The 12,554-nt window shown below is 71.1% G+C and carries 7 protein-coding genes; 6 read left to right on the top strand and 1 reads right to left on the bottom strand.

What is annotated here, in order from left to right; all coding sequences use genetic code 11:
• Nucleotides 1-62 precede the first annotated feature (62 nt).
• Nucleotides 63-1,214 (bottom strand): DegT/DnrJ/EryC1/StrS family aminotransferase, encoded by a 1,152-nt coding sequence (locus A6A27_RS20065; RefSeq protein WP_073836152.1) that lies wholly within the window; start codon nucleotides 1,212-1,214, stop codon nucleotides 63-65.
• A 500-nt stretch (nucleotides 1,215-1,714) separates the two neighbouring features.
• Between A6A27_RS20065 and cmdF the strand changes: the two genes are divergently transcribed.
• The 6 genes from cmdF to A6A27_RS20095 all read left to right on the top strand — a co-directional run bounded on the left by cmdF (nucleotide 1,715) and on the right by A6A27_RS20095 (nucleotide 12,052).
• Nucleotides 1,715-3,334, top strand: a complete 1,620-nt coding sequence (gene cmdF, locus A6A27_RS20070) for a tyrosine 2,3-aminomutase (RefSeq protein ID WP_073836153.1) — start codon at nucleotides 1,715-1,717, stop codon at nucleotides 3,332-3,334.
• Nucleotides 3,335-3,387: 53 nt separating this feature from the next.
• Complete coding sequence (locus A6A27_RS20075) at nucleotides 3,388-5,565, top strand: molybdopterin oxidoreductase family protein (protein WP_073836154.1); 2,178 nt, start codon at nucleotides 3,388-3,390, stop codon at nucleotides 5,563-5,565.
• Between the two features lie 131 nt (nucleotides 5,566-5,696).
• Complete coding sequence (locus A6A27_RS20080) at nucleotides 5,697-7,136, top strand: multicopper oxidase family protein (RefSeq protein ID WP_073836155.1); 1,440 nt, start codon at nucleotides 5,697-5,699, stop codon at nucleotides 7,134-7,136.
• Nucleotides 7,137-7,462: 326 nt separating this feature from the next.
• Nucleotides 7,463-9,022 carry a 4-hydroxyphenylacetate 3-hydroxylase family protein gene (locus A6A27_RS20085; protein ID WP_073836156.1) on the top strand — a complete coding sequence of 520 codons (1,560 nt, stop codon included), beginning with the start codon at nucleotides 7,463-7,465 and terminating at the stop codon, nucleotides 9,020-9,022.
• A 154-nt stretch (nucleotides 9,023-9,176) separates the two neighbouring features.
• Nucleotides 9,177-10,724: an AMP-binding protein gene (locus A6A27_RS20090; protein WP_073836157.1), complete on the top strand. Its 1,548-nt coding sequence runs from the start codon at nucleotides 9,177-9,179 to the stop codon at nucleotides 10,722-10,724.
• 146 nt (nucleotides 10,725-10,870) lie between these two features.
• Nucleotides 10,871-12,052, top strand: coding sequence for an acyl-CoA dehydrogenase family protein (locus A6A27_RS20095; RefSeq protein WP_073836158.1), 1,182 nt, complete (start codon nucleotides 10,871-10,873; stop codon nucleotides 12,050-12,052).
• Nucleotides 12,053-12,554 lie beyond the last annotated feature (502 nt).

The following is a 12,554-nucleotide window of genomic DNA, read 5'->3' on the forward strand; positions in this document are numbered from 1 at the left end:
AAGCCTCCGCGTCGCGGCGTGACCGTCCCGGTTCACGAGCGGGCTGCGGCAGGACGGCGTGCTCAGGCCGCGCGCCGGTGCGTGCGCGCGTCTACAGCGGCGAGGAGCTCGCGGGCCACTCGCTGCACCTCGGTGTCGGTGAGCGCCTGGTGCAGGGGGAGAAGCAGGGTGCTGGCCGCGGCTGCGTCGGTACCCGGCAGGTCGGCCGCCGAACCGTAGAGCGGGACCCGGTGCAGCGGCGGATAGCGGAACGTGGTGTAGATGCCCCGCCGCAGCAGGTCTTCCGCCACCTCGTCGCGGATCTCGGGGTCCAGCTGCACCCAGTAGAAGTAGTTGGTGGAGACGTGGCCGGCGGGCAGCCGTGGGGGGCGCTGGATGTCCGTGGCGTCTGCCAGCAACCAGTCATATTCGGCCATGATGGCCCCGCGCCGCTTGACGAAGTCGGGCAGCCGGCGAAGCTGGACGCGGCCCATGGCGGCGGTGACGTCGTTGCCGATCAGCCGCCGGCCGATCTCGTGGATCTGCTGGTCCCACCAGCGGCGTGGCTCTTTTGCCGCGGCGGCGAAGGCGCCCCGGTCCTCCATGCCGTGGTAGGCGAGCCGGTGTGCTCTACGGGCCAGCTCGGTGTCCCGTACGTAGATCATGCCGCCGTCCCCGGTCGTGATGATCTTGCGGGAGTCGAAGCTCCAGATGCCGATGTCACCGAAGGTCCCGCAGGCCCTGCCGTTCACGGTCGAGGCCACCGAGCAGGCGGCATCCTCGATCAACGTGATCCCGCGCTCCCGGCACAGCGCGGCGATGGCGATGACGTCGCCCGGCAGGCCGCCGTAGTGCAACACCGTCACCGCCTTGGTCTGCGGAGTCAGGACAGCCGCGATGTCGGCGACCGAAGGGTTCAGGGTGCGGGAGTCGACGTCGCAGAAGACGGGACGGGCACCGGTGGCGGCGACGGTGCTGGCGTTGGACACGAAACTCACCGCGGGCAGGACGACGTCGTCACCGGGGCCGAGATTCAGCAGTTCTATCGCGAGGCCCAGACCGGAGGTGGCGGAGTTGACGAAGAGCAGCGTCTCGGGCGGTACCCCGAGGTGGTCGGCGAAGTCCTTCTCGAACGCCTTGGTCTGCTGCCCGTATCCCAGCCAGTTGCTGTCGAACACCTTGCCGACGGCCTCGAGCTCCTTGGCGCCGACGCTCGGCTGAAACATGTGGATCATGTGCGTCCTCTCAACAGGCGGTCTGGAGTGCGGTCGGGCCGCGCCGATGGGTGATCGTGAGCTTTCGGATGCTCCCCGCATCAGCCTCGCCGTTTCCGGTCGGCACTGGGCGCCACGTCGAATTCATGCTCGGGCGGCCCCGTCGGCGGTCGCATCTCCACGAGTGCCGACCTGGGGCCGGAACGGTGCCGGGTCAGTCCTGCCGGGTCGCGAAGACCATGTGCATGCCGGTGCCGGCTCGCGGAACCGGCCGCCGGGACCCGATCGGCGGCCCCGCTCGGGGACGCGGCCCCCGTCCGCGGCACCGGCCGGATCCGCGCCCGCACGTCCAACGTCGATGGCCCTGCCCAGCTGGTCCTCTCCGGCCGTGCGCGATCGTCCGCGCCCTCCGGCGATGGCAATCACGAAGGTGCAGCGGCCGGTCCGGCGGTGATGAGAATCGATTCGCAACCAGCCGCACGGCAGCGGCCTTTGTTCGTCACACCCACCTGGGAGCGGAAATGACCATGGTCGGAACCGGTGTCCGCGTCGATGTCGATGGCGAGACACTCGGCGTGCCGGATGTGCGCCGCATCGCCGAGGACAACGCGCGGGTTGCGCTCAGCCCGCAGGTGCTGGAACGCGCCGCGTCGAGCCGGGCGCAGTTCGAGGAAACCGTACGGCAGAACATTCCGGTCTACGGGGTGACCACCGGCTACGGCGAAATGATCTACATGCTCGTCGACACGGCCAAGGAGACCGAGCTGCAGACCAACCTGGTACGCAGCCACAGCGCCGGCGTCGGCCCCCTGTTCTCCGAGCCGGAAGCCCGAGCGGTGGTCGCCGCCCGGCTGAACGCACTGGCCAAGGGCCACTCGGCCGTTCGTCCGCTGGTCCTGGAGCGGCTCGCCCTCTATCTCAACGAGGGTCTCACCCCGGCCGTGCCCGAGATCGGCTCGCTGGGAGCCAGCGGTGACCTTGCCCCGCTGGCCCACATCGCCAGTTCGCTGATCGGCGAGGGCTACCTGCTGCGCGACGGCCAGAAGGTGCCGACCGGGCCGGTGCTGCGCGCGCTGGGCATCGAGCCGCTGCGGCTGCGCTTCAAGGAGGGCCTGGCACTGATCAACGGCACCTCGGCGATGACCGGCGTCGGCGCCCTGGTGGCCTCGCACACCCTCGCCCAGGCCCGGCACGCCGAGATCGCCGCGGCGATGGTCATCGAGGCGCTGCAGGGCTCGATGAGCCCGTTCCAGCCGGAGGGCCACGACATCGCCCGCCCGCACGCGGGGCAGATCGCCAGCGCCGCCAACATGCGCGCGCTGATGCACGGCAGCCGGCTGACCGTCGAGCACGCCGACCTGCGCCGGCAGGTGGCCGCCAGCAAGGAGAAGGCCAACGGCAACGGCTCCGGCGTGCACCGCTCCGACGTCTACCTCCAGAAGGCCTACTCGCTGCGGGCGATCCCGCAGGTGATCGGCGCGGTCCGCGACACCCTCAGCCACGCTCAGCTCAAGCTCGAGATCGAGCTCAACTCCGCCAACGACAACCCGTTGTTCTTCACCGGCCGGGAGATCTTCCACGGCGCGAACTTCCACGGCCAGCCGGTCGCCTTCGTGATGGACTTCCTGACGATCGCGCTCACACAGCTCGGGGTGCTGTCCGAGCGGCGCAGCAACCGGCTGCTGAACCGGCACCTGAGCTACGGCCTGCCGGAGTTCCTGATCAAGGGTGAGCCCGGCCTGCACAGCGGCTTCGCCGGCGCGCAGTATCCGGCCACCGCGTTGGTCGCCGAGCACCGGACGATCGCCCCGGCCAGCACCCAGAGCGTGCCCTCAAACGGCGACAACCAGGATGTCGTCAGCATGGGCCTGATCGCCACCCGCAACGCGCGGCGGGTGCTGCGCAACAACAACATCATCCTCGCGCTGGAGTTCCTCGCCGCCGCGCAGGCGGTGGACGTCTCCGGGCGTCTCGACGGGCTCAGCCCGGGTGCCCGCGTCGTCTACGACACCGTGCGTTCGCTGGTGCCCAGCCTCGACGACGACCGCTACATGGCCGACGACCTGGAGCTGATGGCCGCCGAGCTGGAACGCGGCACGCTGCTCGACGCGCTACGCGACGCCGGCATCAGCCTCAACTAGGGAGGCCTCGCCATGACCATCTTCTCGGCAGTTCAGCCGATCGGGAAGCCGTGATGGGCGAGCGCACCGCGTACCGCACCTGCCCGCTGTGCGAGACCTCGTGCGCGCTGCGCCTGACCCTCGACGACGACCGGGTCACCTCGGTCACCGGCGACACCGACGACCCGTTCTCGCGGGGCTATCTGTGTCCCAAGGGCGCCAGCCTCGGCCGCCTGGACGAGGATCCGGACCGGCTCACCGGCCCGCTGATCCGCGAGGGCGCGTCCTGGCGCTCCGCCAGGTGGGACGAGGCCTTCGCCGCCGTGGCCCGGGGGATCGACGGGGTGGTCGCCGAGCACGGGCGCGAGGCGCTCGCGCTCTACTTCGGCAACCCGACCTTCCACACGATGGCCGGGATCCTCTACCGCGGGCCGCTGGGTGCCGCGCTGGGCACCCGCAACATCTTCTCCGCGAGCACGGTCGACCAGATGCCCAAGCACGTCGCGGGTGGTCTGATGCTGGGCGACCCGTGGGCGGTGGCGGTGCCCGACCTCGACCGGACCGAGCACCTGCTGATCATCGGCGCCAACCCGGCGGTGTCCAACGGGTCGCTGTGCGTGGCACCCGACTTCGCCGGCCGGCTTACGAAGCTGCGCCGTCGCGGCGGCCGGGTCGTCGTCATCGACCCCCGCCGCACCCGTACGGCGGAACTCGCCGACGAGCATGTCTTCGTCCGGCCCGGCACCGACCCGGCGCTGTTGTTCGCGATGGTGCACACCCTGCTGCAGGAGCAGCTCACCGCGATCGACGTGCCGGTCGCCGGCCTGGACCGGCTGCGGGAGCTGGCGGCCTCGTTCACCCCCGAGGCGGTGGCCCCGTTCTGCGGGGTCGACGCGGCGGTGATCCGCCGGCTCGCCCGGCAGTTGGCCGCCGCCCCGGCGGCGGCGGTCTACGCCCGGATCGGCACGTGCACCGCGGAGTTCGGCACGCTCACGCAGTGGTTGGTCGACGTGCTGAACGTGCTGACCGGCAACTTCGACCGGGCGGGTGGGGTGATGTTCGCCCGGCCCGCCACGGCCGAGGTGCACAAGAGCCCCGAGCCGTACGTCTCCGGGCGCTGGCACAGCCGGGTGCGCGGGCTGCCCGAGACGCTGGGCGAGTTCCCGGCCGCCACCCTGGTGGACGAGATCGAGCAGCCGGGCGCCGGCCAGATCAAGGGCCTGGTCGTCGTCGCCGGCAACCCGGTGCTGTCCACCCCGGACGGCGCCCGTCTCGACCGGGCGCTGGCCGGGCTCGACTTCATGGTCGCCGTGGATCCCTACTGCAACGAGACCACCCGGCACGCCGACGTGATCCTGCCGCCGCCGCGGATCCTGCAGATGCCCCACTACGACTTCCTCATCTCGACCATCCAGGTGCGCAACTACGCCCGCTACTCCCCGGCGGTGCTGCCGCTGGCGCCCGGGCAGCGTTCCGAGGCCGAGATCCTGGAACGGCTCACGATGATCGCCATGGGCCTGGGGGCCGACGCCGACCCGGCCGGTCTGCCCGAGCAGATGCTCAGCGCGATCCTCGGCGCGGCGGTCACCATCCCCGGCACGCCGCTGACCGGCGCCGACCCGGCCGCCCTGCGGGCCGCCCTGAAGGGCGACGACGGCCCGGACCTGCTGCTCGACGCGATGTTGAAGATGGGCCCGTACGGGCTCGACCGGGACGCCCTGCTGGACCGGCCGCACGGCATCGACCTGGGCCCGCTCGAGCCGCGGTTGGCCGACATCCTGCGTACCCCGTCCGGCCTGGTCGAACTGGCCCCGGAGCCGCTGGTGGAGGACACCGCCCGGCTGCGCGACGCGTTGCGCCGCCCGCGGGCGCAGATGGTGCTGATCGGGCGTCGCCACCTGCGCTCCAACAACAGCTGGATGCACAACGTGCCGCGGCTGGTCGGTGGCAGCAACCGGTGCACCCTGCAGATCCACCCCGACGACGTGGCCCGCCTGGGTCTCGGTGACCGGGCCCGCATCAGTTCCGCCTCCGGTGAGCTGACGGTCGAGCTGGAGCCGACCGACACGATCATGCCCGGCGTGGTGAGCCTGCCGCACGGCTGGGGCCATGGGGGCACGGCGCAGAAGGTGGCCGCCGCGCACGCCGGGGTGAACGTCAACGAGTTGACCGGTGGCGGAGCCCTGGACGTGCCGTCGGGCAACGCGGTCCTCAACGGCGTACCGGTCAGTGTCGCGCCGGTCGCGGATTGAGGTGAGCAACCTGAAAGAAGATCGGCGCGGCACTCGTCGATAACCTCGGCCCGTCCACCGCCGGAGTCGTACCCGTACCGGTGACATCAGCTGATGGGAGCCGTGCTGTGAATCGACGAGGCCTACTGGTCATGGGGGGAACGGTGGCCGGCGGGTTGTTCGTCGCCCAGCGCGCCGTCGCGAACGGAACGTCCGCCACCGTCCCCGCCGCCGGCCGGTCCGCACACCAGCATGCCGGGCTGGTGCCGGCCCGCGCCGGCGTCGCGCCGTTGACCGTCGCGCCGTTCCAGGTGCGGATGCCGATCCCGCCGATCGCCGCGCCGGTGCGCCAGAGCACGATCTGCGACGAGTACGAGGTAGAGGTCCGGCGGGCCCAGGTCGAGGTGGTGCCCGGGCTGACCACCGACGTGCTCAGCTACGGCGGCGGTCTCGTGGGTCCGACGATCCGCGGCCGCACCGGGCACCCGGTCAAGGTGACCTTTCGCAACTCCCTCGACGTGCCCACCAACGTGCACCTCCACGGTGGACATGTGGCGGCGGCCGACGACGGGCACCCGATGGATTTGATCCAGCCGGGCGCCGTGCGCGTCTACCACTACCCGAACAGCCAGCGTGGCACGACGCTGTGGTACCACGACCACGCCCACGGGCTGGAGGCCGAGCATGTCTACTACGGCCTGCACGGCTTCTATCTGATCGATGATCCGGCCGAGCAGCAACTGCGGCTGCCGACCGGCAACTACGACGTGCCGATCATGCTCAAGGACGTGAAGCTCGACGACACCGGCGCGCTGGTCTTCGACAACCCCGACGAGCGCACCACGGTGCTCGCCAACGGCAAGCCGACGCCGTTCTTCCCGGTCAGCGCGCGAAAGTACCGCTTCCGACTGCTCAACGCGAGCAATGAGGGCGTCTACACGCTGAGCATCGACAAGGGCAAGCTCTGGCAGATCGGCACCGACGGCGGTCTGCTGCCCGCGCCGGTGGCGCGGCCCGCGGTGACCTTCGGCTCCGCGGAGCGGGTGGATGTGGTGATCGACTTCACCGGCCTGCCGTCGGGCTCGTCGGTGGTTCTCCGCGACGCGAACAAGGGTCCGGTGCTGCGTTTCGACGTGGGGTGGACGGCTCCCGACACCAGCCGGGTGCCGGCCCGGTTGCGTGCGCTGCCGATGCTGCCGCAGGCGACTGTCGAGCGTGACGTGCGGATGAGGTTTGACCTCACCGGAGACCCGGTCGGCCTGATCAACGACAAGGCGTACGACCCGAACCGCGTCGACTTCACCATCAAGCGGGGCAGCACCGAGATCTGGACCATCCACAACGACGACACCGAGTTCGGCATCCTGCACACCTTCCACATGCACCTGGCCCAGTTCCGGGTGCTGAGCCGCACCGGCGCGCCGATGACCCCAGACGACGCCGGCGACAAGGACACGGTGGTCGTCCCGGCTGGGACTTCGGTGCGGGTGCAGGCCACCTTCGACGGCTATCTGGGCCGCTACGCCTACCACTGCCACTTCCTGGAGCACTCCAGCATCGGCATGATGGCGCAGATGGAGATCGTTCCCTGACCGACTGGGGTACGGCGACGGGCCCGGGACGCCTGAACGTGGGCGCGGCGCACTCGGCCAGCTGGAACGCCAGCAGCTGCCGCAGATCCGCCAGGCGGACGGCCTCCTCGGTCCTTTGGTAGCCGGAGCGGCCGCGCCCCGGCGAGCCGGCCCATTACCGTGTTCTCCTGGGTCGGGTCGATGCCGGTCGCCGGCTGACGACAAACGGCGTCGGGATGTGCGCTCCTCACCTTCACAAATGCGTAAAGAGTCGTTGCGGATCCGCTCCGCCGCGGAGCGCATCGACAGAGATGCGGCGGCGTCGGCGGCGGTGTGAGGCTGACGCCATGACTGTTCACCCAGGTGCGGCTCGGCGACGAGATCAGGTGACCCGCCCGCTGACCGGCGACGAGTACGTCGAGAGCCTGCGCGACGACCGGGAGATTTTCCTCTACGGCGAGCGGGTCAAGGACGTCACCACGCACCCGGCCTTCCGCAACCCGGTCCGGATGACCGCCCGGCTCTACGATGCGCTGCACGACCCGGCGAACCGCGACGTGCTGACCGCGCCGACCGACACCGGCTCGGGCGGGTTCACGCATCCGTTCTACCGGACCCCGCACACCGTCGACGACATGGTCGCCGACCAGCGGGCGATCGCCGCCTGGGCGCGGATGAGCTACGGCTGGATGGGGCGCAGCCCCGACTACAAGGCGTCGTTCCTGGGCACGCTTGGGGCCAACGCCGGCTTCTACGCCCCGTACAGCGACAACGCCGAACGCTGGTACCGGGAGTCACAGGAGAAGGTGCTCTTCTGGAACCACGCCATCGTGCACCCGCCGGTCGACCGTAACCGGGCGCCGGACCAGGTCGCCGACGTCTACATCCGGGTGGAACGCGAGACCGACGCCGGGCTGATCGTCAGCGGGGCGAAGGTGGTGGCAACCGGGTCGGCGCTGAGCCACTACAACTTCATCGCCCACTTCGGCCTGCCCATCCGCAAGAAGGAATTCGCGCTGATCGCGACCGTGCCGATGGGTGCCAGCGGGGTGAAGCTGATCTGTCGGCCGTCCTACGGTGCGACCGCCGCGGCGATGGGCAGCCCGTTCGACTATCCGCTGTCGTCGCGCCTGGACGAGAACGACACCATCCTGATCCTCGACAAGGTGCTGGTGCCGTGGGAGAACGTGTTCGTCTACGGCGATCTCGGCAAGGTGCAGATGTTCGCCGGGCAGTCCGGTTTCAGCGAGCGCTTCACCTTCCACGGCTGCACCCGGCTGGCGGTCAAGCTCGAGTTCATCGCGGGGCTGCTGGTCAAGGCCCTCGAGCTGACCGGCACCAAGGACTTCCGCGGGGTGCAGAGCCGGGTGGGTGAGGTGCTCGCCTGGCGCAACCTCTTCTGGGGCCTGTCGGATGCCGCCGCCCGCAACCCGGTGGCCTGGAAGAACGGCGCGTTGCTGCCCAACCCGCAGTACGGCATGGCCTACCGGTGGTTCATGCAGGTGGGCTACCCGCGGGTGAAGGAGATCATCCAACAGGATGTGGCCAGCGGGCTGATCTACGTGAACTCCGGCGCCGAGGACTTCCACAACCCCGACATCCGGCTCTACCTCGACCGGTTCCTGCGCGGCTCGGACGGCTCGACCGCCGAGCAACGGGTCAAGGTGATGAAGCTGCTGTGGGACGCCACCGGTACCGAGTTCGGCGGGCGGCACGAGCTCTACGAACGCAACTACGCCGGCAACCACGAGAACACCCGGGTCGAGCTGCTGCACGCCCAGACCGCGTCCGGCCAGATCGACGCCTACAAGGCCTTCGCCGAGCAGTGTCTCGGCGAGTACGACCTGGACGGCTGGACGGTCCCGGACCTGTGGTCCCCGGACCGCGCGGCGGCCTGGCCACGCTGATCCGGGGCTGACCGCGGGTCCGGAGCCAGACCACACCGCATCGGCAACGTCGCGTTGGTCGCCGCCTCGCGGCGCCGGTCGCTGAACCTGGCCCTGGAGCAGGCAGGCGACCTCTCTTTCTCAGAGCCTGCCCCGAACTGGAGGTGTCCCCGCCATGACCGCCGCCAGCCTGGCACCACCCGGCACCGCCGTGCATCTGCTCGTCCGGCACCGCGCCCAAGCCGCTCCGGAGGCCACCGCCGTGTCCTGGAGCACCGGCCCGGTCACCGCCCGAGACCTCGACCGGCGGGCCGCCCGGATCGCCGCGGCCCTGCCCGGCCTCGCCGGCTGGCCGGTCGCGGTGCGGGTGCCCGCCGGCCCCGACCGCTACGCGGCGCTGCTCGGCGTGCTGCGCGCCGGCGCTCATCTGGTCTGGTCCGGCACCGGCGCGGCCGGCGAGCGCGGCCGCCTGATCCTCGACAGCGTACGCCCGGCGGCGGTGCTGACCGGAGGCACCGACGACGACCTCGCCGCCTGGTACGCCGAACGCACCGGCGTCCCGCTGCTGGACGTGACCGCCCTGCCAGACGCCGAGCCGGCCGAGCACAACGTCCCGCCGGAGGCCTGGGCCTACATCGCGCACACGTCCGGCTCCACCGGGCAGCCCAAGGGGGTGCCGCAGACGCATGCCGCGCTGGCCCAGTTCAGCACCTGGTTCGCCGGTGAGTTCGGGCTCGGTCCGGGCGTGCGGGTGGCGCAGTGGGTGGCCCCGGAGCACGACCCGGCGCTGTGCGAGACCTTCGCGACGCTGGTGGCCGGGGCGCAGCTCTGCCCGGTGCCGGAGGCGGTCCGCGTACACCCCGGTCGGCTGCTCGACTGGCTGGCGGCGGAGCGGATCGACGTCCTGCAGACCGTGCCCAGCTTCGCCCGTGAGCTGCTGCGGCAGAGCCTCGGCGGGGCACGGGCGCGGCTGGCGCTGCGGCGGTTGCTGCTGATGGGCGAGGCGGTCCCGGACGATCTGGTCCAGGGCCTGCACGCGGCGGCCCCGGGGATGGACCTGGTCAATCTCTACGGACCGACCGAGACGGTGGCGGCGACCTGGCACCGGATTCCACGGACCAGCCCGGGACCGGTCCCCATCGGACGGCCGATTCCGGGCCGAGAGGTGCTGGTTCTCGACGAGCTCGATCGGGAATGCCCGCCCGAAACGGTGGGCGAGTTGGTCGTCCGCAGCCCCTACGTGACCCCGGGCTACCTCGGCCGCTCCGGCGACGGCGATCGTGGCCATCCGGCCTTCCGGGGCGTGCCGGGCCGGGGTCCGGGGCCCTGGTACCGCACCGGGGACCTCGGCCTGCGCCGTCCGGACGGGCTGCTGGAGTTTCGCGGCCGCCGCGACCAGCAGGTGAAGATCCAGGGGCACCGCATCGAGTTGGCCGAGGTGGAGGCCGTACTGCTCGGGCACGCCTCGGTCGCCGAGTGCGCCGTGCTGGCGGTGTCCGGTGCCGACGGCATCGTCACCCGGCTGGTCGCGTACGTCGTGCCCCGTGCGGAGCCCGCTCCGGCGCAGTGGCGCGCGCACGTGCGGCAGCGGTTCGGCGACGTGCTGCTGCCGATGACCTTCCGGGTCGTCCCGGACGCGCTGCCCCGCAACGAGACCGGCAAGGTGGACAGCCGTCGGCTGGCTGAGCTGGGCCAATCGGTGGCGCACCGGGGCCGCGGCTGAAAGGGCATGGCGGAAGATGCGTCGCCACCGGTCCGGCTGCCAGAGTCGAGAGGCGGGTCGGGTTGTGACCGACCGGCAATTCCTGCACGAAGAGCGGTGGCCCGGGAGGGTTGCGGGTCCTCTGCTGTCCTGTTCGAGGAGGATCGATGGAGACAGTCACCACGCCGTCGCGTTTTGAGCTGGTGGGCCGCGCGGCCGAGCTCGGCAAGCTGCTGCGGGCCAACGCGCTGGCGGCGGAGCAGCAGCGGCGACTCACCGACGAGACAATCGCCGCGCTCGCCAGCTCCGGCCTGCTGCGCATGCGGGTGCCCCAGCGCTACGGGGGCTACGAGTCGGACATGCGTACCGTCGCCGAGGTGGTGGCCGAGCTCGCCCGCGGCGACGGCTCCACCGGCTGGACCGCCGCGGTCTGGCTGATCAGCAGCTGGATGACCGGCCTGTTCCCGGACGCCGTACGCGACGAGGTGTTCGCCGACCCGGACGTGCGGATCGCCGGGATCCTCAGCCCGAGCGCCATGGCCGTGCCGGTCGACGGTGGCTACCAGGTCAACGGCAAGTGGTCGTTCAACACCGGTGCCCAGCACAGCGGCTGGAACGTCAACGCCGCGGTCCGGCCCACCCCGGACGGGCAGTACGAGCCGATCATGGTGCTGCTCCCGATGAGTGACCTGCAGGTCGTCGACGACTGGCACACCGTCGGCATGCGCGGCTCCGGCAGCGTCAGTACGGTGGCCGAGAACGTCTTTGTGCCGGCGGAACGAGTGGTGCCGATGGGCCCCGTCATCGTCGGCGCCCACCCGCTGCAGCAGAACCCCGCCGCGCTGATGTGGCGGGCGCCGTTCATGCCGATCGCCTGCACCACCGTCGGTTCGGTCGCGTACGGCCTGGCGGTCGCCGCCAAGGACGCGTTCCTGGAGCGGCTGCCCGGCCGCAAGATCACCTATACCGACTACGCGGAGCAGAGCGCCGCGCCGTTGACCCACCTGCAGGTGGCCGGCGCGACCGTACGGGTGGACGAGGCCGGATTCCACATCTTCCGTGCGGCCGACACGATCGACGCCAAGGCGGCCGCCGGCGACGCGTGGACGCTCGAGGAGCGCGCCCGGGCCCGGCTGGACCTGGGCGCCGTCTGCCTGCGGGCCAAGGAGACCGCCGACGTGCTGGCCGACGCCAGCGGCGGCTCCTCCCTGCACACCGACGTGCCGATCCAGCGCATCGAACGTGACATCAAGGCGCTGAACCTGCACGCGATCATGCACCCCGACACCAACTTCGAGCTCTACGGACGGCTGGCCTGTGGCCTGCCGCCGAACACCCAGTACATCTGACCGCGCCGGAAGGAGAACTCACCCAGCAGCAGCCGGCTGGCGCGGACCGAGGAGGAACTCGTCGCGGTGCCGCCCAACCTGGTGGGCTGGGGAGCCCGTACGTCAGGAACTGACCCAGGAGCTGGAGGATGCCCTCCGAGCTGGGAGGACGGGACCCGTTTACGGTCTTGTCCGGCCCATCGCGGAGGGCACTTCCCCATGGTGGTCGGTGCGGTGACGGTCGGTGCCCGGGCGGTCGGTCGGCGTAGGTCCGGCAGCCCGGCGCCGGGTGTGTCGGTCGAGCCGCCGATGGGGCCGGATAGCGGTCGGCGTGCCGCGACGCCCGGCCGCCGGCAGCCCGATCCGGATACGTCCAGCAGCGCGGCGTCCCGGTCCGTGACGTCCCACCGGCGGCCGGGTGGCGTCTGCCGGCGGGACCACGGCCGGAACGGTGCCGTCCGAGGTGAACGGCGCCGTCCCGGAACCGGTGACGTGCGGGTCTCGGCCTGACCGCCGTGGCTGT

The sequence above is a fragment of the Micromonospora sp. CB01531 genome (genome assembly GCF_001905095.1).
Taxonomy (GTDB): Bacteria; Actinomycetota; Actinomycetes; order Mycobacteriales; family Micromonosporaceae; genus Micromonospora.